The sequence below is a fragment of the Arthrobacter sp. NPDC058130 genome, from assembly GCF_042884475.1.
GTDB lineage: Bacteria > Actinomycetota > Actinomycetes > Actinomycetales > Micrococcaceae > Arthrobacter.
This window is the reverse complement of record NZ_JBHVTV010000002.1, coordinates 44,592-65,835: the sequence shown is the minus strand read 5'-3', so window position 1 is coordinate 65,835 and position 21,244 is coordinate 44,592. Positions and strand designations below refer to the sequence as shown.

Below are 21,244 nucleotides of genomic sequence, written 5' to 3'. Positions count from 1 at the left end.
TTCCGGTCCAGCTCCCCGTCCCCGCAGTGCTGCCGGTTCCGGTCCAGCTCCCCGTCCCCGCAGTGCTGCCGGTTCCGGTCCAGCTCCCCGTCCCCGCAGTGCTGCCGGTTCCGGTCCAGCTCCCCGTCCCCGGAGTGCTGCCGGTTCCGGTCCAGCTCCCGGGTACAAGCGGCAAGGTCGTTACCCCGAGCGCCCGGCCGGCCGCTGCCCCGGCCACTCACGCGCGCGCCGCAAGGCCGCGGCCAGCTTCGGCGGGCCCCGCCCCAAAGTCTGCGGTCTCGGGTCCCGGCCCCGCGCAGCTCCGGCTTAACGCCCCTGCGCGTGGGGCGTTGTCGGCCGTTGCCGACGATTTCGCACCTTCCTCTGACCCGGAGGCCACACCGGACACAGAAGTCCTGCTCTGGCTGTCCGCCGCGCAAGGCTCCTCGGGCTCCTCGACTTCCGGACCCGGCGGCAGTGGCGCCCAAACGGCCGGAGACGCCGCCGGATTATGGAATCCCTGGGACGCGCGCAGTAGCGCCCAGGCGCCGGACCTGGCACAAGCGCCGGCGACAAGTCCGTCCTTCGACCCTGGATCATCCCCTGACTGAATAGGCCCTCTCTGCCCTCCTACGGGCAGACAACGGCCACCGACGCCCCAAGGCGTTCGGATTCAAAATTCAGTCAGGAGAGTAGCCATGTCCTTCCACGTCCCCTTCCTTCATGCCGCTTCCGCTGCAGCCCACCGCGGCTCCGTCTCCGGCCACGCACCCGCACGAGTCGGCAACTGGCCGGACCCCATGCACAGCCGGTCCAGCGTCGGCAACTGGCCGGACCCGATGCGCAGCCGGTCCAGCGTCGGCAACTGGCCGGACCCCATGCACAGCCGGTCCAGCGTCGGCAACTGGCCGGATCCGATGCGCCCTTCGTGCCCTGCTTCGGGCAGCTGACCCAAGCTGCCGCTACCCATCACTCCCAGCACCACCGTCCCGGTGGCGCTGGGAGTGGTGGTGCGCCCGGCTTCCCTGCCAACCGGTGGATTCGTAGGGTCAGTGTTCGAGCTGGGTGTCTAATCAGTGGAGGGGTTCGAGTTGACCCAGGCCAGGAAGCCATCACGTTCGGTCATGCCCCAGTATGCTCAGGGCGGGCAGCACGCGCACGCAGACGGGCTGTTCTTAGATATGAGACACGGAGACGCCCGTCCCTGCTTCCTCGGCCTGCAGCGTTCCTGTTCCGTTTTTTGCTGAATAGGGAGGTTCTGCGCGCGACTTCTGACATTCAGTGCGGGCAACTTCTGAAATTGACACAGAACCAAGCTGCCTCATTGGGCGATTCTGACCCAGAAAGTTCCCGACCCGCTCTGGTCGAGACAATACAGCGGCAAGGGAATCTTGCGGCGAGGTAGGCACAGCGATCGGGATCGAGAGTCCGAACAGAGAAAACCGGATGGACATCATCATTGATCCCGCCACCGGGCTGCTGATCGGAAAACTGAGATCACGCTGACAGCCGGTAAGATATTCCCCCGGAACCGCGACCGCCTGGACGTCAGTCCAGACCTCAGTCGTCAATTCAGCGCTCGAAATCGCACAGCCGATCAAGGTCAGCGAATCGGGTGTTGAGAATCGAAGAGGTGGTAATGGGGCACGTGTGCGGCGCGGCCCCTGCCGCTGCCTGGAGACGCGAAACTATCCGGACTGTCAGTACCCATAGTCTCTTGACGCGTGGCAAGCACCGGACGCAAAGTTCACACGAGAGCCATGCCTCTGATGGCCGATACCCGTCCGGGCCCAGCCCTCATGCCGCAACAACCGCTGCACGGCGGACCACAATGCATCCCTTGAGCTCTTCCCAGGCGGAGCCGCCAAGGGTCATCCACCGGAGCGCTCCGGTAACCTCTCGGACAGGAGAATTAAGGATGGATCTCGAGCAACCGCCCTCAGGCCCGAAGACGGTAACTGCGGCCATGGCCGCCAAAGACGCGGCGCGCGCGTCCATGTCCTCACGGAAGAAAGTTTCGTACGGCGCCCAGGACCGCAGAGGACCACTCCTGTGGAATTCAGGCCTGGAAAGGCTCACCAACCGAACCCGCCTGCCGGGACAACCAGCCGACGTGGGCATGAACCTGTTCTACAAGGACCTTGGGGGAAATCCCCTCTTTGGCCCGGGCGATCCCTCGGGGATCATTCCGAGAGACACGGATCAGGTTCCGCCTAGAAATATGGCCAATGCGGGAGGGCTGATTCTGCCGTGGTGCTCGAATTCGCAAGAGGTCCGCCATAAGGCCATTGTTGTGTACCGGCTTGGGGAGGACCTGGATTCGATCGAAGATCCCCTCCTGTATGTCTTCCAGTATTACTGGGACAACGTGGGGTACTTCCTGCCAGCCACCTTTGGGTCCTTCGACGAGAAGACTTCAATGGGTGAGGGGCCCAGCTCATCCCTCAATGTGGACTTCATCCTCGGTCCTGCAGGAGACCTGGTTGCCAGGGCATGGGCTTAGGGGCCTGGCCGGAGCGCGGCCCGGCCCCTGCCAATCACTTAAGGAGTCGTTAAGGTGCCCGGAGACTAAGTCGAGTATCTAGGGTCTCGCAGAGGGGAAAAGATGTGATGCGAGTTGGCGGCAACCCTTGCAGCCTCCGACACTGTACTTCCCCCACCCGGCCAGGGCTGGCGCCACTATGAACACCGCACCCCGAGGAGGCCACCATGACGGTCACTTTCAACCACACAATCGTCTATGCAACAGACAAGCGCCGTTCGGCGAAGTTCCTGGCCAACGTACTCGGGCTGCCGGAACCCCAACCTATGTGGTCTTTCATGACCGTACCGCTTGACCATGGCGTAGCCCTCGATTTCGCCACGGCGGACCGGCCCATCTCCCCGCAGCACTACGCCTTCCTGGTCAGCGAGGAGGACTTCGACGGAATCTTCGCAAGGATCCAGGCCGAGGGCATCCCCTACTGGGCAGACCCGGGCCGGTCCCGCCCACAGCAGATCAACCACAACGACGGCGGACGCGGCGTCTACTTCAGTGATCCTGACGGACATTTCCTCGAGGCGATCACGCGGCCGTATGGATCGGGTGCTTCATGACTCCCAATTGCCGGGCTTGATGTGGTTGGCGCGAGGCTCGGATCCTGGATGGGCGGGACGAAGGCCGGGGAAATTTTCGACGTCGGATAAGTCGACTACTTCTTGGCCTGCTTGGTACGCCGCGGTTTACTCTCTTCGTTGGCGATGGGGTTCACCGTGGGAACGGGTTTTTGGCGACCCAGATGCATCGATGTGGGCTGTTCGACCGATGCCGGAGAAGTTCGATCATGGGCTGGAAGATGGTCCCCGAATAGGGGCCGGCTCCCTCCAAGGGGCTGCTGTCGCCCTGATGCTCAGCCCCTTTCCCCCGGGGCCGGAGCACAGCTTCCGGCCGCGGCGCCTCGCGCGGCCCTTGCCATCCCCGCGGCCGTTCGGGATGATGCCTAGGCGTGGTGCTTTAGCGCCTAAGCCGAAAGGGGCGCCGATGCTGCAGGCATTTGGCTGGGGTCTGCTTGCCGGGTCCTCGTACTTCCTGGGTGGACTGCTCGCCCTGCGGTGGCGCGTTGGCAACAGCGTCCTGCTCGGCATCCTGACCGGGATCGGTGCCGGCGCCCTGCTCTCGGCCGTCGCCTACAAGCTCGTCGCCGAGGCCGGACGGCTGGCCGGCGGAAGCGGTTACGTCGGGGTCGGACTGATCGGCGGGGCCGTGGCGACGGCGTGGGTGGTGACGGGTGCCGTGCGCGGCCGGCGGCTGTCCGAACCTCCCATACACGAGCCCAGATTCCTTGTGATCGGGCTGTCCGTGGTCGCCGAAGCAGTTGTTATCACCGGGGCGTTACTCAGCGGCTACGGCATCAGTGCAGCGGTGCTTGCCGCTGTCTTCCTCTGCGGCGTGCCCGAGGCCATGGCCGACACCGGACCGCTGCGCAAGTCAGGCATGACCACCCGCCACGTCATGTCCGCCTGGCTGGCCATGACGTTCTTGTGCGCCGTGTCGGTGGCCCTCTTCACGGTGCTGCTGCGGGTAGCCCCGCCCGAGGTGCTGGCCTTCGCGCTGGCCTTCGCCGCCGGCGGCATCCTGACGAACGTAACAACCCGCATGGTGCCGGAGGGGCTCCGGGACGCCGGCGCCGCCACCGGCATCGCGATCGCCGTCGGATTCGGCCTCTCCTTCGCGCTTGTGGAGATCCTCGGCGGGCACTGAGGCCGTGATCCTTGCGGTCGGCGACGACAGATTCCATCCCGCCGTAAATTCCTGGAGGAAACCAGGGACACAGGAGCGCCGCAGGGAAATGAGCGAGGAGATTACGACAATCGTCACCGATGTCGGCTGGTTTGATCCGCCGCCTGTTGCCTGCACGCAGACCTGGACCCATCCCGTCTCCGCTGTGGCCGTCGACCATTAGCACCATCCCGGAGGGTCGGACTCCACCCCCCATCGCCGGGCCAATCAGGAGGCGTAGCGGCTCGCCGGATCGCGCGGCGCGGTACGGTGAAGACGCACGGGTCTTCTTCCCGGACCTGGCTCCGGACCGCCTGCTCGCCGTGGAACACAAACTTGACTTGGAACGGACACCTTGAGGATCTCAGCAGAACGACTTTCCATGCTCACCCATCGCTCCCGCCGAGACGGCGCCGCGCCGGACGCTGACAGCGCACAGGTCTATCGGGACATGGTCCTGTACACCTTTGCGACCGAAATACGGGCCGGTTTCTTCATCGCCTACTACCGGAACTTTGCTATCCCCTCCATCGCCAGGACCCTGGCCTCCCGCGGTGAGACTGCCGCGCGGCCGATGAAGCGCTCCTACGACACCGGCATCGTCATTCACGAACTCATAGTGAACGGCTTCGACTCCGAGCGCGGCCAAAAGATGCTGGATCTGCTCCGCCGGGTCCATCAGGGCGTACCCGGAAGCGGGGAAGACTTTCTGTACCCCCTGATGACCTTGCTGGTTATCCCACTGCGCTGGATCGACGCCCACGGCTGGCGACAGCTGACTGACGGGGAGCGGGACGCCGCCCTGGAGTTCTACACGGAACTGGGCGTCCGGATGGGACTGGATCCCGTGCCCGCGACGTACGCCGAAGCGGCGGCTTTCATGGATGACTACGAGTCCCGAAATTTGGCGGCCAGCCCGGAAGGCGCCGAACTGCTCAACGCTACTGCAGCGGCCCTGGCGGTCCGCCTGCCGGGACCGCTGAAGAGTAAGACCACAGCGGTCATTGCCCTGCTCATGGACAAACCGGAAATCGTCCCGGCACTCGGCCTGAAACCCGCACCGGCCTGGCTGCGCCGTGTGTTCCACGCGCTCCTGAAAGTACGCGCCATCATCACTCGGGCACTCCCGGTGTCCTCTAGGCCTTCCTTCACCCCGGGGACATCCGGCAGTTCCGTATACCCGGACGGCTACAAGCTGGAGGACCTGGGCCCGCGCTCCACGCGCTGACACAAAGCCGCCCTGTCATACCCGGCCCCCGGCCGCACACCACGTACAAGGGTATGACCTCTGACTTTGCAGCTCGCCGGCCCAAGGGCATCCCGGTCGGCGGGGTCTCGGTCAGCCCCAAGGCATGGCCCGACCACGATCCAGCGGAGACGGTGAGCTTCTGCCTCACGGTCGCGGCGCTGCAACACTCTGCCGCGGCACGAGCAGGTGGCGCCTTCAGAGTCCACTGTCCCTGAGGGCTTTCGTTAGCTGCTCAATGGTGGGCAGGCCCGCATAGCCAAGGGGAGTCATGTAGATACTGCAGGCCAAATCGCTCGAGGATGCCCGTTCGGGAAGATATCGGCTCCGTTGACAGTGATCGTCGGAGAACCGGCGAATCCGGTGCCCCCAATATCTGACGCAGACTCCAGAAGTCGCATTTGAACTTCAACATCCGGGCGGCCCAAGGCGGCCAGAGCAGCTTCAAGACGCTCGTTTGCTTTGGCCGAGTTGGGGCACTCATCAATATCGAGCAGTTCTAGTCTCACGAAGGACCCGCGCGCGCATGCCCATTCGTCAAAGCGCCTCGGGCGCCTTAATCCTTCGCGGGGTCCAACCGGCGGGGCGTGGGCCCGGCATTTGGGCGCGCTCACGATCGGTGCGCGCGGACCACCCCTGCACCATATCGCCGCCAGCTACGGCTCCCCGAGCGATCCGGAACCCCACATCCTCGTGATGCATATCGGGGGCACCGCCGCGACGGACCGATGCTCGTACGCTCCACGCCTCATCTGCAAAGCCTCCACCCCGGAACACGCGGTACTCTCCATACCGAGCGGGATCGAGGAAGTCCCAGCACCACTCCCAGGTGTTGCCGAGCGTGTCGAACAAGCCGAACGTATTAGGTCGTTTCAGGCCCACGATTTGCGGACTCCCCACGCAATCGGCTGCGGTCCATGCGACTTTGCCAAGATCGCCGTAGCACGGCCCAGACGTACCCGCCCGGCACGCATGCTCCCATTCAGCTTCGGTCGGTAGACGGTAGCCCGGACGCTCCGGATGCCAAACCACCTCGCCATTTTCCAGAGTGTACGCGGCAGGCAGACCCGCGAGTGCAGAAGCCTCGTTACAAAAACGAATCGCATCCCACCAGGTCATGTCTGTCGCAGGCCGGCGGGATATGGACGGCGCCAGCCCTGACACGCGCGCGTGGAGTTCTTCAGTCACGGGGACGCACCCGATATCAAATGGCGCGAGATCCACACTCCACCTGCGCTGACGTCGGGCGTCGTGTAGCGCGACGGTACCCCCTGCCAATTGCACAAGTCCGAAGTCGATCACTGTCCGATCTTTTCACCCGGGAAAGCTGCGGCTCGTAATGTGACTCCCTGCCAAGACCCACGAGCACCTTCGCCGTGGGAGGACCCCACAAAGCCCGCAGCCCACCCAACGAAGGAGTGCAGCCAGCGGGCGACTTTAGCTACGTCCGGGCTCAGCCAGATAGAGTTCGTTGCCGTCCGGTCAGTGAAGAAGGCCAGCTTCAGGCCTCCTCCTTCGGTCACCGGCTCCCGGAAGACCACGCCGCGCTCCTCCAGCGTCAAGATCACCTGTTCGATCGGCTCATCAACACCGAGGCCGACCGTGACCGCTCCGCTGGTGCCTGGCACTGGGCTGCGCGGGCCAGCTGGGTGAAGACCCAAGATCAACCCGTCGCCCGCGTCGATGCTAGCCCAATGGTTCCCGGCCCGTAGATCCAGCCAAAGGCCAAGGACCTCGGTGTAAAAAGACACCGAACGATCCATGTCACTCACCTAAATCGTCGCGTTCCCGCCCTGATCATAAGTGCACTGTAGCGCTGAAACACGGCCAGAGGGGGCCACCGTGGACAACGTAACGACGGCAATTCCTCCGTCCAGTCATCCACACAGTCACCCAAGAGCTGGAAGATTCCGGCATGCCAATCCCTGCAGGATAGATCGTTGGGGAGGCCGCCGGCCAAGCCGACGTCGCCGTCGTCGTGGTCGGCACAAACTCCGCGATCGAATCCGAAGGCTTCGACCGCCAGAACCTTGACCTGCCCGGCTACCAAAACGAACTGGTCGAGGCCGTGGCGGCCGCCAACCCGCGCACCATTGTGGTGATCAACTCAGGCCCGCCCGTCCTCCTGCCCTGGCGCGACAAGGTCGGGGCCATCTTGCAGGGTTGGTTTGGAGGTCAGGAATTCGGCGCCGCGATCGCGGATATCCTGCTTGGCGTCGAGGAACCGGGCGGACGCCTTCCGACAACCTAGTGTGGGAGACGTCATGGGTGCGTCAGCCAGCACAGTGATTCCACTGGCCGACGAGGTTGACTTCAGCTTCACCACTCGCGTCGACATCACCCCTGTCACCATCAGCGTCACTGCCCTACTGAAGTATTCGGCGCACACGCAGCCTCCCAGTGCAATGGCACGGCCAGTCAGACATCGTCCCTAAGAGCAGCAAGAGAACGACCCGCACAAAGGGTCTTTTTTGAGCAACACCCAGTTCATGGGGCAAGGGCGCGCATGTCGCGATGGCGTCGACTAAGCTGATGCGCTCTTGTCGGTCCGTCTGAATAGCCATCGCATGCCGGCCCGCGCGAGCATGAGAACGATGATCAGTGCAGTCACTTGAAAGAAACCGCCGAGACGGACGGCGTCGCCGAATGCCAGGTCAACCAGTCCGAGCACCATGAACTTGCTCCCCGGCAGCACCAGCAACAGGGTGACCGCGCCGACGATTCGAACCCGCCGAGTATCAGCCGACCGGATCCCCGCAACGATTTTCTTCTTCGCCCACAGCACGACTTCAAGGACGACCTTCAACAGGATCGCCGTCAAGAGCGCCAACAGGAACGTTTCGGATATGACGTCGGGAAACAGCTGGATGAACACCCCCAGCACCACGAGATAGACCAGCACATCGACGAGATCTATCGGGCGGATCCGCATCCAGCGAGTATATCGCTAGCACCCGGACAGCCCTCAGTCTGCGCAAGCCACGCTGCACCGCGGCTGGACGATCCCGCAGATCAGCTATTAATCAAATCCTTTGAACGAGCCCGCCGGATTTTAACGGAAACGGTCTCATTTAATACATATTTTCAGCCCGGTGTCCCTGCAGCCTTTCGCGGACGCACAAGGCGTCGTAGCTGCTGCCGACGTAGGACACCCGCCGCCTGCCCAGTCCGAACGCGGTTGCCGCGGTAAACGCCGGTTCAACTTTCGACAAGTCTTGGATTTTCCCTGCACCTATCCTTGACGGCGGATTCCTACGGTTAAGCCATGAAAACAAAAACAGCCATCGCACTATCAGTCACCGGCGTCCTCCTGAGCGGAACCGCCGCATTCGCCGCCAACACCACCCAAACCCCGAACTCCCCCACAAGCAACGACGACACGCGGAACGTCATCGTCATCGACGACTCCTCCGCTAAAAGCCCTGTCCCGGCCGTCACGCCGGCCAACCTCACGCCGAAGCCGGGCACCAAGGCCTCTGCCACGACGGGAGACGTTACTAACGCGGACGACAACCCAGCCGTCGCGACCAATAACGCGGTACTCCCCGCCGCAACTGGCGACGACCGGGGAGGTCAGCGGAACGCCCCCGAGGTCGGCGACCACAACGGCCGAGCCACAACAGCACCCGCTCAGACCGCCGTTGGCAACGGCGCCGCCATCTCGGCCGGACCGGGCAAGGACAGGGGAACCACTCGGAGCTCTGCGGAGACCGGCGACGACAAGGGCGGAACCCGCACGGCCCCCGAAGCCGGCGACGACAAGGGCGGAACCCGCACGGCCCCCGAAGCCGGCGACGACAAAGGCGGAACCCGCACGGCCCCCGAAGCCGGCGACGACAAAGGCGGAACCCGCACGGCCCCCGAAGCCGGCGACGACAGCGGTGGCCATGGTGGCCATGGCAGCCACGGGCGCGACGACTAAATCTGGCCGTCCAGGCCCAGATGCAGTTCAACATCCGTACTCTCTAGGCGGTCCTCCTGCTCCGCGGTGCAGGAGGACCGCGCTCGTGTCTAAGGGCAACTGGCCGGAGGCGGGTGGCGGCCGCGGTGATTGCCCGGCGCGATCGGCCTCATCCTGCAGTCGTGGCTTGTCATCGCCTACGCGGTCCTGGGCCCGCTGCCCGCGGGGCTGATCAGACGGTGGCGTCCTGCACGATGCCCTTGGCCGGGATCGGCTCGAGCTTGCCCATGAGGAACACGTAGGAGGCCAGCCCGCCGACCAGGGCGATGCCGCCGATGATGAAGGCGTAGGTGAAACTGCCGGTGAGGTCCACGACCAGCCCGGTCACGATCGGTGCGGCCACGCCGGCGAGCAGGTTCACGCAGTTGACGATTGCGGCCAGCGACCCGGCGCTTCCCGCCGGGGCAATCAGGGCCGGGAGCGAGTTGCTGGTGACGTAGACCAGCGCGATCCCTGCACTGCCGGCAGCGATCCAGATGATGGCCGTAGTCGGGGTGTGGCTGAATGCCGCACCTACCGTCAGCAATGCCACGAGCATGCCGACGATGATGACGCCTTTGCGGACTTTGTCGGCGTTGGCGCCGCTGCCGATCACGTGGTCCACCCACCAGCCGCCGATGGCCAGCTCGGAAACAAACATGGCCAGGGCGGGTATGGCGGCGTAGAGACCGCTTTGCAGGATGCTTTGGTTCATGCTGGTTTGCATGTAGCCCGGCAGCCAGGTCAGCAGCATCCAGAGTACATACCCGGCACCGGCCAGGCCGAGTGAGAGGCCCCAGACTTTGCGTTGACGCAACAGGTAGCCCACCGTGCCCAAATCGCTCTCGGGACGGACGGATTCGGAGGTGGCGCCCCCGTCAACGATGTAGTCGTACTCCTCCTGTGTCATCCGGCCCTTGCGGAGCCGCGACTGAGGTCCGCTGTACTTCCACACGAAGGCCGCCAAGAAGACCAGGGACAGGACTGCCTGCACCCAGAAAGCCTCGCGCCAGCCCCACGTGGCCACCGTGAAGGCGATCAACGGCAGCCCGAGGACGTTCGCCAGTCGGGTGCCGCTGTCGAAGATGGCCGTGCACAGTCCGCGTTCGGTGCGCGGGAACCACAAGCCCGTGGCTTTCATGGCCCCGGGGAAGGCCGGCGCCTCCGCGACACCGAGCAACACGCGCGCCACAATGATGATCCAGGCGCCGGAGGCAACGGCCGTCAGCACCGAGGCGATGAACCACAAGATGGCGCTGGCCCCCCAGATTTTCTTGACCCCGAAGCGGTCCAGCAGCATGCCGGAAGGGATCTGCATGATCGCATACGACCAAAGGAAGGCGGAGGACAGCACACCAAACTCGGTGGATGTCAGGCCGAATTCATGCGAGAGCGGAGCCTGCGTGACCGATATGGACAGCCGGTCTACGTAGTTGATGAGAATGCCGAAGCCCATCAACAGGGCTATGCTCCAGCGGGCCTTTCCGCGTGGCTTGACCACTACCGTTGAACCGGATGCGGTCGTGTTGGAAGGGTGCATTGATTGTTTGGACATGGGATGCTCCCGGAGGTGTTCCTGTAGCCGGTCCGCGGCTCGGGAATCGGTGCCTGGCGTGGCGGAGCGGAATCTGGATAAGGCCGAGGAGTATGTGTTCGGTACCAATGAAATTGTGGTTCAGCATGCGTGCCTCTTCTTGGGCGAGCACAACTACGCGACGGGCATGGTCCGTAGATCGCTCAAACATTTCGCCACACTCGCGGCTGCCCCTACCTTGATGCTACGTCGCCGCAAGCCCGCGTAGGGCGTTCGCCGGAGGCGGATATTTGAGAGCCGGAGTCATCTCACGTCCCCGGGTGAGTGGTGATGATCAGAGGCTTGTCCGTTGTGCCCGTAGAATGCCGACTGCCTCGAGGGCGGATCCAGCGGCGGTCCCAGAATAATGAACCAAAAATTGCCCAGTCCGCCAAGCATGGAAAACGCGGGAATCAGCGACGGCGACGAACTGATCGTCAGCGGCGCTGGAACCCAAGGACGGATCCGTCGTCGCCGTCTTTGACGGCGAGCTGACCATCAAGCGGCTGCGGATCACCGCCGCAGGCGTGGTGCTACAGGCCTGGAAACCCCTGCCCGGACATCCGCATCCCCGCCCTGGCCGACCTCGTCATTTGGGGCGTCGCCGCACGGTCCCCCACAGACTTTAGTGCGCGCTTTTAGATGCGAACTTTGGGGCTTTACTGGACGCTTTATTGCCTCCTTGCGACGTGTCAGCGCCTCCCGGTTACGCCCGCGTCTGCACATCGGTAACTGCCTGTCCCCGGGCGCTGAGCCCCCAGTCTCCCACCGGGCACGGCGCTCGGGCCCCTTCACATGCGGGGATGGCTTCAGATCCAGTCGTCTGAGACGCCCGGGACTGTGCCGTCCCGGTGCACCGCGACCATCTGGGCTGCGCTCATCCCCCTCAGGTACCCCTCGGCTGCCTGCGCGGCGGTGATCCCCGCGTCGACGAGCCTCATCAGGTCGTGCTCGTCCGGCAAGGCTGACAGCCCCGCCGCGCGCGAGACCCCGGCCAAAACCTGCGCCCCAAACAGGATCAGGCGACGCTCGACGTCGAGACCGCGCCTCTCGCCGTCGGCGGCACGCGAGAGGCCGTTGGCAAGCCTCATGGTGCGGGCATCCCGTGGGACCTGCGCGGCGAAGTCGCCGCCGTGCCGTACAGCGAGCCGGTAGACGCCTGTCTTGACCTCGCTCGGCGTCGCCGGGCCGATCCCGAAATACTCGATCCAGCCGCTGATGTCCTCGGCCCGGACTGGCTGGCCTGCACCGGACTTCAGGCTGGCCAGCAGCCCACTCAGGGTACCCTCGTCGTCCTCGGCGTCGAGGAACCGTGAGATGCCGATCTGGAGGATGTCTCGCAGATCGATCCTGCGCTCCTGCACGGCGGCCCAGACCGTCTTGTTCCTCCGGAGCTTGCCGAGCAGGTCTTCCCCCAGCTTCTCCCCGAAGCCCTCCGGGTCCTCATAGAAGGACAGCGGGGAGTGCTGGAAGCGGTCGAGCACCTCCGAAGGCATCGCCGCACAGCGTAGCGCGGCCTCCGCGGCGTCGTGGTTGTCCTCAACGAGATCATCGAGCCCTTGCTCTTCGAGGAAAGCGACGGCCTCGTCCGCCGTCGTGATCCCCGCGTCGAGCAGGGCCACAGTAGTCTCCGGGGACGCCACGCAGAGGACCTCACAGAAGTTGTAGGGAGTGGCCGTGAACTCGAACTCGGCCTTGCGCCCGCCGTGGCTCGTCCGCTTGGCGAGGGCGTCCAGCAGGCTGTTGCCACTCGGGAGGTCGCGAGCGCACGTCTCCACGACGCGGCGGTGCACATCGTACGACGGAGCGTCCGGGAACCTCCTCCCCGGCACGGGATCGCTGCCCATACATCCGAGACTAGACCCTTCCCGCACAGTCAGTGGTCCTCGGGACGGGAACCGCAGATGCCTTGAGAGGCATGGCCGACCGATTTCGTCTCGTCCCGGTGGGCCAACGGCCGATTCTCATTTGGCCTCTCTTGGCTTTAAAATTGGGCATGGTTTACCTTGTCGTTTTCGCCCTCGTCGTGATGGCAGCCGTGCTCTGGCTTATCTTCATCATCGGCCGCGGCATTTTCAGACTCTTATCCTCAGCCATCGACTTCTTAGGAACCGAGTGGCCGAAAAAAGGACGCCCGTCCGCACCAGCCCTCAGCCCCGGGATCTGTGTCCGCTGGACGCCCGCTCGCCGCTATGAGGCGGCCCGCGACTTGGCTGACTGGCAGATCCGTTTCGACGCCACGCTTTCGGGTGTCAGCGCAGCCTGATGTGGCTGCGGTCTTCCCTGCCGACGTCGGACGGCCGGCGGCCGGCGTGCATCTCCGTCCAGGAACAGCTCCCCCACCGTCCGGGAATGGACGACGGCTTACCGGCTGGGCCCGTCCAGCCAGGAGTGGACACCGGTGAAAATGTGGGAACGAAGGACAGGCACCTGCTTACGTTTGCCCTATGCCTGCTGATCCCTCTAATCGGCACTGCGGGGTGCGCCTACGAATACTCCGAATCCGCGCGCACCCCGACAGCTGGCTCCGGACCCGTCTACACACCAACAGCTGACCCGGTGCCGGCAACAGGTGCCCCGAAGCCATACAGCAATCCGCAGGTCCTGGCCCGGGAAGCCAAGAACTACGCTGAGCTGGACCGGCTCCTCGGGGCATTGCCGGAGCAATTCCTCCTTTCCGATGTGGGGCCACTGGACGGCCCTCTCCGGGGCTTTGGCAGTACCGAGAAGGTGTCTGCGGCCGGGCAGTACACCGTCACCGCCGCCTGTGTTGGCGCTTCCGGCGCGAAGGTTGCCGTCGGACAGGAACATCCCGGCGCACCCTTCCGGCCGGCGGAGCTCTCGCTGGATTGCGCCGGGGCCACCTCACAGGTCATCGCACTTCAGCAGGGGTACGTTTTCGCACATCTTTTGCTGCCCGGCCCGGGCGATACGCCCTGGACGGGGGCGGTGGGCGGTGTACGTGTGACCGGGCCAAGCTGAAGCACATCACTCCCGCACGTCGCCAGGCTCCCCGTAGTCCTTGAGCTCGCCGGCGGCGATCCGCGCCGCCGTCCGCCGGCAGGCCGCGGCATCCCTCTTTCGTCCGCCCGTTCGTTTGTGCGGACAGGAACGCGATGTGAGGGGTCAGCATAACCCCGGGGTGTTCCAGCAGGGGGTGGTCCGGGGCCGGTGGTTCATGGTCCAGGACGTCAAGGCCTGCGCTGGCGATGTGGCCGGCATCGAGCGCCTCTTTGAGGGCTTGGCTGTCGATCAGGCCGCCGCGGCTGACGTTAATGATGAATGACCCGGCTTTCATGCTGGCCAGCATCGTGGCATCGAACAACTGCGTGGTGTCTGGTGTCAGAGGTAAGTGCAGGGAGATGAGGTCGCTGCTGAGCACCATTTCTTCCAGGGAACACCGTTCCACGCCGAGTTCGGCAAGGCCGGGGTCCCCATCCGGGATGAAAGTATCGTAGCCGGCAATGCTGCCGAAGACGGGCCGGGCCAATTCGATGAAGTGGCGCCCGATCCTGCCCAGGCCAAGAACCCCCAGACGGGCCTGGCTAAGCCGGATCGGCGATGTTCCACCCAGTAGTCCGTTGTGGCCGCGTGCTGGAAGAAGTTGATGTTCCGTACGGTCGCCAGTGCCAAAGTCAGGGCGTGGGTGGCGACTTCCTCGGTTGCCACAGATGGGAGATTGCTGACCCAGATCCCTGCCCGGGTGGCTGCCCCAACGTCAACATGGTCCGAGCCGGCGGAGAGCAGGGAGATGAGCTGCAGGCGTGGCAGCGCGGCTATGGTCGCGGCATCCACCGGAGCATAGCCGACGAGCAGCACATCGGCGTCGGCCGCCTGTTCCCTGATGCTCACAGGATCGACGATGTCCAGGAACCGGACTTCGAAGCCTGCTTCTTGGAGGGAACGGATACCGGGTTGGGGGTCCAGGTCGTCTGCGTCCGTATACACGGCAATCGGGCGCATGGGGCTCCTTGGGTAGTGACGTTGATGGGTTGCTGGTTGGGGTGACGCCCCGCCATGCTGTCGTGGCCAGCGGGAGGTCACCGGGTCAAGGCTTCTGCTAGAGGTGCGTGGCAGGGGTGCGGGTGGGTACGGAGGCCGGGTATTCGTCGCTTCCGGCGAGCCGGCGTTCCCAGGTGCGCATCACGGTTGGGTCGGTGCGCGGGGTGGCGAGTGAGACGGCGATGTAGGCCTCGGCGGCGGCGATGAGTCCGCAGTAGATCGGTTCGTTGGCGTAAATGCCGTCCAGCGGTACGGCGGCGTTCGCTTCGAGGCAGATCATGGTGCCCAGCGTGACGACGGTGCCCACGGCCATGGATGCTGCCGCGCCCAGTCCTGTTCCGCGTTTCCAGAGGAGGCCGCCCAGTATGGCCACAAGCAGGCCGCCGACGAGGATGTCGTAGGCAATGGTCAGGGATGTGTCCGAGAGTGCTGCCGCCCGATAGGTGATCGGTCTGCGAGCCGTGTGTACGGTACTGGTATGGCTTCTCCGCAGACGCTAAGCGAGGCCGAGCGCCGTGTCGTCGCGGCTTGGGCCGCGGACTGCGCTGAGCGGGTGGTGGCCTTATTTGAGGCCGAGGCGCCAGCAGATGGTGGCCCCCGCGACGCCATCGCCCGGGCCCGGGCCTTCGCTCGCGGTGAGCTCAGTGCCGCCGAAGAGATCCGCCGGCGGTTTGTGGCCGGCCGTGCCGCACGTGAGGTCTACGGCCCTGCTGCCGTGGCGGCCGCCCGGTCCGCCGCGCAGGCCGCAGCCGTCGCCCACATGGGAGCGCACGCCTTGGGGGCAGCCGCGTATGCCGCGAATTCGGCCGGGCTCGCGGCGCCCGATCGGCCCCGGGCGGTCGACGAGGAGGTCCGCTGGCAACTTGAGCACATGAGCGCCCAAGCCCGGTCCGCGCTCCGGCACCTGCCACCGCTGGGTGCGAATTCCGCCGGTCCGCTGGGGCCAGGACTTCTCGCGTCCGGAATCCTCGCCTCGATCATCCGCGCGATCCAGACCGACCTGGCCCGCCCCGACCAGACTGCATCCTCCAGCTGAATCGAGCCGGATGGGGGCGATCAGCTGCTGTGGTTCTGCTGGTTTGCTTGCTAGTGATGGGCCGCTCACAGAGTGCGCCAAGGCAGCGAGCGTGTGGGAAATTTCGTTGTTCGACAACGCCGGTTGGCGAGCGGATACTGAAGAACCATGAAGCCTACCCAAAGCGGGTTGCGCATCCAGCTTCTCGGCTCGTTCATCGTGTACGTCAACGGGAACGCCGTCGAGAACAGCCGCTGGCGGCTGCAGAAGGCAAAGGCCGTGGTGGCGATGCTGGCGTTGGCGCATGGTCAGCGTGGCCGTCGCGAGCAGGTACTGGACCGCCTGTGGCCTGACATGGAGCCGGTCGCCGCCGCACGGAATCTGCATCAGACCCTGTATGTCGCTCGCCGTACGCTCGCTGGCGCTGGAGCCGGCAGCGACGGGCTGCTCGCCATCCGCGGTGAAGTGCTCGTGCTGGATGACACCGGCCCGGTCGACGTCGATGCCCTGCAGTTCGAGCGTTCGGCCGTGGCAGCGTTGGCTGCAGGTGTCGAGGCAAGCCTGCGCGATGCGGCCGACTTGTACAGTGGTGATCTTCTGCCGGAGCTGCCGGATGCGGATTGGCTAACGACACGCCGCGATGAGCTCCGGGAAATCCATCGCGAAGTACTGGTGAAACTGGCGTCCATGGTGGCGCAGCGCGCACCGGAGGAAGCGTTGGTCATCCTCACCCATGCGCTCGAATCCGATCCCGTCCACGAGGGAGCCGTGCGCGCGCAGATGGAGGTGCTGGCTGGAATGGGCCGGCGGTCTGAAGCATTGGCACGATATGAGCGGCTGGTCGACGACCTCCTCGACGCGTTCGGGACCGACCCGGACACCCGGACGATGGGGCTGTTTCGCGAGTTGTTGACCGGTTCGCCGCCCGAGGAGCGCCTCCACCAGCCCGCCGGCGTGACCGGCAAAGACGATGCCATCGGTTATCTGCCATCCCCGTTGACAAGCTTCATCGGGCGCGAGCGTGAGCTCGTTGACGTCGAGCGGCTGATGGGCCATGCTCGCCTGCTCACCCTCACCGGGGCTGGCGGCAGCGGCAAGACCAGACTGGCATTGGAGGCCGCGAAGACAGTTCGTCCTGAGTACGTGGACGGAGTCTGGTTCGTCGACCTCGCGGCCGTCGGGGAGTCGCTGCTGGTGGCCGATGCCGTAGCCGAGGTCCTCGGGTTGGATTCCGGCGCGGCACCCAGCCGCGTGCAAGCGCTGGTCGACCAACTGCGGCGACGCTCGCTGCTCCTCGTGCTGGACAACTGCGAACACCTGCTCGCGGCCTGTGCACAACTCGTCGTCGCGCTACTTGACGGATCCCCTGGGGTTAAAGTGCTGGCCACCAGCCGGGAGCCACTCCATGCCGACGGGGAGTACACCTACCGGGTGCCGTCATTGCCCCTGCCCCCGCCCCTGCGGACCGACGCTCTCGACCTGACCGTGCTGGGCCGTCTGCCCTCCGTCCGGCTTTTCGTTGAGCGGGCAGCGCAGGTCCGGCCAGGTTTCGCGCTCGACGCAGACAATGCGCAGGGGGTGACAGAGTTGTGCCGACGGCTCGACGGGATGCCGCTGGCCCTGGAATTGGCCGCGGCCAGAACCGCCGTACTCGAACCCGCCGAGATCGTCCAGAGATTGGGCGATGCTTTGTCCATGCTCGGCGGCGGAACCAGCGGCGTCACGCGGCACCAGACGCTGCGTGGCACCTTGGAATGGAGCCACGAACTGCTCACCAAACCGGAGCAGGTTCTGCTGCGCCGGCTGTCTGTGTTCGCGGGTGGTTTCACCCTCGACGCCGTGGTAGCAGTCTGCGCTGACGCGCCGCTCCAGCAGATCGAACTGCTGGACCTGTTGGCCAAGCTGGTGGACAAGTCTTTGGTGGTCACCGAAAGGAGGGGCGCCGGGACCCGATACCGGCAATTGGAGACAGTCCGCCAGTTTGGCCACGAGAATCTCGATCATGCAGGTGAGGCGGCTCAACTCGCGGCTGCGCATTGCGCCCACTTCCTTGCCGTCGCCGAAACCCACAATCCCGAACGGGCCACCGGGGTGGTCATCGAACAGCCCAAGTTGCTCGACCGCGAGCACGACAACCTGCGCGCTGCGCTGCGCTGGTCGTGCGCCCACGAGCCCCAGACCGCCCTCCGGCTCGCCGCCAGCCTGTGGCGGTTCTGGTTCGTCCGCGGTCACGCGGTCGAGGGAGCACGTTGGGTCGAGCGTGCCTTGGCGGTGGCTCCCGACTCGACCCGTTCTCGCGCGGCCGCTCTGATCGGCCTGACCGGGCTGGACAGCCGGCAGGGCCGCAGCGATCGGCATCGGGCGCTCGGCGCGGAGGCCCTGGCAATCATGCGGGAGATCGGCAACCCCGACGAAGTGGCGATGGCCCGGATCATTGAGACCTCGCTCGCCTGGAGCACTTTCGACTTGGACGAGGCCGAACAGCTGGCAGCCGACGTGCACACCGAAGCGGCCGAGGGTGGCAGACCCGAACACTGCGCTGCCAGCAGTTGGCTGCTCGGCCAGTGCGCATTGTCCCGGGAGGACGGGCCGCTCGCCGCCCGTCACCTAAACACCTGCCTGAGCGAACTCGCACAGTCTGAGACCCGCACTCCACCCTTCCTGCCGGTGATCACGCCCAGCCTGCAACTGGTCCCGATCGCCGGACGGTTGGTCCCCTGCGTCGAGGAGACCCTGCTGTTGGGCCGGCGGGTTGGCGTCATCCAAGCCAAAGGCTACGTGCTGTCCGCGATCGGCTACGCGGCCAGGCTTTCGATGGACACGCAGTCTGCGATATCCGTCATCACGGATGCAGCCGAACATTTCGCCGAGTTAGGGGATGACCTGGCTAGGGCGCAAACACTTCACCAACTTGGCTGCATTCTCCGCGACTGTGGCAACCACAGCGCGGCCGATGAGGCCCTGTCCTTGGCGCGTGAGCTTCGGCTCGGCCTGGGCGACCGGCGCGGCGAGCTGCTGACCGAGATTAATATCGCTCTGCTCCGCGCCATGGGTGGTGATGTCGACCGCGGCCTGACAGACGCTCGGCGTTGCCTTTCAGGGTTCGAGTCCGCGGGAGATCAGGTGGGGATGGGCGCCACGCTGACCATTCTCGGTGCCGCCGAACTGATCTCCGGGGAGGTCCGGGCAGCGCGGGAAATGTACAGGCAGGCAGCGGAAAGGGTTGCCCCATGGCGGCGGCACACTGGCTGGCAACGGTTGATGGTGGCAGAACTATCCAACGAGCTCGGCGACCCGCATCGGGCGGCCCGCGAAATTGACAGGGTTGGGGCGATTTTCGACCGAACAAGATGCGTCGTCGCCGGGCGGCGCCTGGCCGCACTGCGCAGGCGGGACTCCGATGATGATGTTGAGACGGCGTTGAGTGCTCGTTGAGGACGGTTCACTAGCGTTACTCCTGGATCTGACAAATGGATCTGACAAACAAACAGCAATCAGGAGGAACGCATCGTGACAACGACGCAGACTGGGCCGACCCGCACTGGCGAGGCCACTATCGCCGAGTTCGCCGCGGGCTTGCGCGGCACGGTCGTCCGGCCAGGGGACGCTGACTACGACCACGAACGCAGCATCTGGAACGGGGCCCACGACCGCCGTCCGACGCTCATCGCACGCTGTGCGGGGGTGGCGGATGTGATCCGCACGGTCGATTTCGCGCGCAGCGAGGGGTTGCCGTTGTCGGTTCGCGGCGGTGGCCATTCGATCCCCGGGTTTTCCACCGTCGACGACGGTATCGTGCTGGACCTTTCGCTGATGAAGGGGGTCCAGGTGGACCCTGCCCGCCGCCGTGTGGCGGCACAGGCAGGGTGTACCTGGAAGGACCTGGATGCAGAGACCCAGCAATTCGGGCTAGCGGTGACCGGTGGCCTGGTGTCCTCGACAGGCATCGCCGGCTTCACCACCGGCGGCGGCATCGGCTGGCTCGTGCGCAAGCACGGGCTGGCAAGCGACAACCTGGTCGGGGCCGACGTCGTCACCGCTGACGGGCAGTTTGTTCACGCCAGTGCCGACGAGCACCCCGATTTGTTTTGGGGACTGCGCGGCGGCGGCGGCAATTTCGGTGTGGTGACGTCCTTCGAGTATCAATTGCACGAAGTGGGGCCCATCGTCCTTTCCGGCCTGGTTTTCTACCCCGCAGAAGAGGCGGAGCAGGTGTTGCGCGGCTATCGGGCGGCCTGCGCGGCGGCCCCCGATGAGCTGACCACGCTGGTCAACATGACCACGGCGCCGCCGGTCCCGTTCCTGCCAGAATCAGTTCACGGGAAGCCGGTCATCGCTGTGGGAGGGTGCTGGGCCGGCGATCTCGATGCCGGCGAGGCCGCCACCGCCCCCTTCCGGTCATTGGGCACGGTCATCGCCGATGTGTTCGCGGCCAACCCGTACGCGGGGTGGCAGCAGGCGCTCGATCCGCTGTACCCGCGGGGCGTGCACAACTATTTCCGCTCGGCATTTCTGCGGGCCGACGACGACGCGTCCGTCCGCGTGCTGCTGGATTCGTTTGCGGCATTGCCCAACACCATGACGGAGATTCACCTGCACCACCTTGGCGGCGCGGTCGGCCGGGTTCCGGCCGAAGCAACGGCGTTCGCACTCCGCGACCAAGAATTCATCGTCAATGTTATTGCGCGCACGCCGACGGCGGAAGGCTTCGCGGATGTCGTCGAATGGGCCCGGGGCGTGACGTCCGCGCTCGGTCCGGAGGCGGCGGCCTACGTGAATTTCACAGGTGAAGCGAATACGGCGCTCGTCCGGGCGTCGTACCCGGCGGATACATACCGGCGGCTCGTGGAACTGAAGAACGAATACGACCCCACCAATCTATTCCGGTTGAACCAGAACATCGCCCCCACGGTGTGACAGCACTGCCTGTGTGAGTTGAGGCAGGGAGATCCCGGGTTTCCGGAGATCTCCCTGCCTGTCTCGTGTCAAGCAGGCAAGGAGCGAGCCACAAAGCAGCAATGGCAGGAAACTCACTCCGGTGTGGACACCGTACACTCTTGAACAGTCACTGAAGCGGCTGGTGAGTCGAGCGGCTGGTCGGGAGGACCTGATTCGGGAGTTCCGATGAGCCTCAGGCTTCCGGCAGTCGGGCTTCCGATTTCTATCAGGACCGGGCCGAAGGCGAGCCCGGCGGGGTGGTTGTGGAGGGTTCGCCCTGGACTGGCCGGACC

The 21,244-nt window shown here is 65.1% G+C and carries 18 protein-coding genes and 5 pseudogenes; 13 read left to right on the top strand and 10 right to left on the bottom strand.

The window, feature by feature from the left end; translation table 11 throughout:
• The coding region (locus ACFVTM_RS04395) for a hypothetical protein (protein ID WP_390202173.1) at positions 1-221 on the bottom strand (221 nt) is incomplete at its 3' end.
• A gap of 456 nt (positions 222-677) precedes the next feature.
• Here ACFVTM_RS04395 and ACFVTM_RS04390 point away from each other — a divergent pair.
• The 5 genes from ACFVTM_RS04390 (at position 678) to ACFVTM_RS04370 (ending at position 5,465) form a co-directional block, all read left to right on the top strand.
• Complete coding sequence (locus ACFVTM_RS04390; RefSeq protein WP_390202172.1) at positions 678-929, top strand: hypothetical protein; 252 nt, start codon at positions 678-680, stop codon at positions 927-929.
• Between the two features lie 968 nt (positions 930-1,897).
• Positions 1,898-2,482, top strand: a complete 585-nt coding sequence (locus tag ACFVTM_RS04385) for a hypothetical protein (protein WP_390202171.1) — start codon at positions 1,898-1,900, stop codon at positions 2,480-2,482.
• A 206-nt stretch (positions 2,483-2,688) separates the two neighbouring features.
• A complete protein-coding gene (locus ACFVTM_RS04380; protein WP_390202170.1) occupies positions 2,689-3,075 on the top strand; it encodes a VOC family protein in 387 nt (128 codons plus the stop codon).
• Positions 3,076-3,499: 424 nt separating this feature from the next.
• Positions 3,500-4,219 (top strand): ZIP family metal transporter, encoded by a 720-nt coding sequence (locus ACFVTM_RS04375; RefSeq protein WP_390202169.1) that lies wholly within the window; start codon positions 3,500-3,502, stop codon positions 4,217-4,219.
• A gap of 400 nt (positions 4,220-4,619) precedes the next feature.
• Positions 4,620-5,465, top strand: coding sequence for an oxygenase MpaB family protein (locus ACFVTM_RS04370; RefSeq protein WP_390202168.1), 846 nt, complete (start codon positions 4,620-4,622; stop codon positions 5,463-5,465).
• Between the two features lie 555 nt (positions 5,466-6,020).
• Here the strand turns inward: ACFVTM_RS04370 and ACFVTM_RS04365 are convergent.
• Both ACFVTM_RS04365 and ACFVTM_RS04360 read right to left on the bottom strand, forming a co-directional pair.
• Complete coding sequence (locus ACFVTM_RS04365; RefSeq protein WP_390202797.1) at positions 6,021-6,647, bottom strand: formylglycine-generating enzyme family protein; 627 nt, start codon at positions 6,645-6,647, stop codon at positions 6,021-6,023.
• 134 nt (positions 6,648-6,781) lie between these two features.
• On the bottom strand, positions 6,782-7,246 hold the full coding sequence (locus ACFVTM_RS04360) for a VOC family protein (RefSeq protein ID WP_390202167.1): 465 nt from the start codon (positions 7,244-7,246) through the stop codon (positions 6,782-6,784).
• A gap of 182 nt (positions 7,247-7,428) precedes the next feature.
• On the opposite strand from ACFVTM_RS04360, the pseudogene ACFVTM_RS04355 reads away from it, so the two are divergent.
• Positions 7,429-7,731, top strand: a pseudogene (locus tag ACFVTM_RS04355) (glycoside hydrolase family 3 C-terminal domain-containing protein); the annotation flags it as partial.
• Positions 7,732-8,007: 276 nt separating this feature from the next.
• On the opposite strand, the gene ACFVTM_RS04350 reads toward ACFVTM_RS04355, so the two are convergent.
• Positions 8,008-8,415, bottom strand: coding sequence for a hypothetical protein (locus ACFVTM_RS04350; RefSeq protein ID WP_390202166.1), 408 nt, complete (start codon positions 8,413-8,415; stop codon positions 8,008-8,010).
• Between the two features lie 333 nt (positions 8,416-8,748).
• On the opposite strand from ACFVTM_RS04350, the gene ACFVTM_RS04345 reads away from it, so the two are divergent.
• Positions 8,749-9,405, top strand: a complete 657-nt coding sequence (locus ACFVTM_RS04345) for a hypothetical protein (RefSeq protein ID WP_390202165.1) — start codon at positions 8,749-8,751, stop codon at positions 9,403-9,405.
• A 211-nt stretch (positions 9,406-9,616) separates the two neighbouring features.
• On the opposite strand, the gene ACFVTM_RS04340 is transcribed toward ACFVTM_RS04345, so the two are convergent.
• Together ACFVTM_RS04340 and ACFVTM_RS04335 are read right to left on the bottom strand one after the other, a co-directional pair.
• Positions 9,617-10,978: an MFS transporter gene (locus tag ACFVTM_RS04340; RefSeq protein WP_390202164.1), complete on the bottom strand. Its 1,362-nt coding sequence runs from the start codon at positions 10,976-10,978 to the stop codon at positions 9,617-9,619.
• Between the two features lie 76 nt (positions 10,979-11,054).
• Positions 11,055-11,168 (bottom strand): annotated as a pseudogene (locus tag ACFVTM_RS04335) (Clp protease N-terminal domain-containing protein); the annotation flags it as partial.
• A 222-nt stretch (positions 11,169-11,390) separates the two neighbouring features.
• On the opposite strand from ACFVTM_RS04335, the pseudogene ACFVTM_RS04330 reads away from it, so the two are divergent.
• Positions 11,391-11,638 (top strand): annotated as a pseudogene (locus ACFVTM_RS04330) (LexA family protein); the annotation flags it as partial.
• Between the two features lie 167 nt (positions 11,639-11,805).
• On the opposite strand, the gene ACFVTM_RS04325 reads toward ACFVTM_RS04330, so the two are convergent.
• Entirely contained in the window at positions 11,806-12,774 is a 969-nt protein-coding gene (locus ACFVTM_RS04325; protein WP_390202163.1) for a hypothetical protein, read from the bottom strand.
• A gap of 218 nt (positions 12,775-12,992) precedes the next feature.
• Between ACFVTM_RS04325 and ACFVTM_RS04320 the strand changes: the two genes are divergently transcribed.
• Together ACFVTM_RS04320 and ACFVTM_RS04315 are read left to right on the top strand one after the other, a co-directional pair.
• The gene (locus ACFVTM_RS04320; RefSeq protein WP_390202162.1) at positions 12,993-13,262 is read left to right on the top strand and encodes a hypothetical protein; all 270 of its coding nucleotides are present in this window, start codon (positions 12,993-12,995) and stop codon (positions 13,260-13,262) included.
• 143 nt (positions 13,263-13,405) lie between these two features.
• Complete coding sequence (locus tag ACFVTM_RS04315; protein ID WP_390202161.1) at positions 13,406-13,978, top strand: hypothetical protein; 573 nt, start codon at positions 13,406-13,408, stop codon at positions 13,976-13,978.
• On the opposite strand, the gene ACFVTM_RS04310 is transcribed toward ACFVTM_RS04315, so the two are convergent.
• The 3 genes and pseudogenes from ACFVTM_RS04310 to ACFVTM_RS04300 all read right to left on the bottom strand — a co-directional run.
• Positions 13,869-14,492, bottom strand: a complete 624-nt coding sequence (locus tag ACFVTM_RS04310) for an NAD(P)-dependent oxidoreductase (RefSeq protein WP_390202796.1) — start codon at positions 14,490-14,492, stop codon at positions 13,869-13,871. The two genes, ACFVTM_RS04315 and ACFVTM_RS04310, sit on opposite strands and share 110 nt — an antisense overlap.
• A gap of 89 nt (positions 14,493-14,581) precedes the next feature.
• A pseudogene (locus tag ACFVTM_RS04305) lies at positions 14,582-14,959 on the bottom strand (C-terminal binding protein); the annotation flags it as partial.
• 97 nt (positions 14,960-15,056) lie between these two features.
• A pseudogene (locus tag ACFVTM_RS04300) lies at positions 15,057-15,413 on the bottom strand (sodium:solute symporter); the annotation flags it as partial.
• 63 nt (positions 15,414-15,476) lie between these two features.
• Here ACFVTM_RS04300 and ACFVTM_RS04295 point away from each other — a divergent pair.
• From ACFVTM_RS04295 to ACFVTM_RS04285, 3 genes are all read left to right on the top strand, one after another.
• A complete protein-coding gene (locus ACFVTM_RS04295; RefSeq protein ID WP_390202160.1) occupies positions 15,477-16,034 on the top strand; it encodes a putative immunity protein in 558 nt (185 codons plus the stop codon).
• Positions 16,035-16,181: 147 nt separating this feature from the next.
• The gene (locus ACFVTM_RS04290; RefSeq protein ID WP_390202159.1) at positions 16,182-19,448 is read left to right on the top strand and encodes an ATP-binding protein; all 3,267 of its coding nucleotides are present in this window, start codon (positions 16,182-16,184) and stop codon (positions 19,446-19,448) included.
• 75 nt (positions 19,449-19,523) lie between these two features.
• Entirely contained in the window at positions 19,524-20,930 is a 1,407-nt protein-coding gene (locus tag ACFVTM_RS04285; RefSeq protein WP_390202158.1) for an FAD-binding oxidoreductase, read from the top strand.
• The last annotated feature ends 314 nt before the right edge of the window (positions 20,931-21,244 follow it).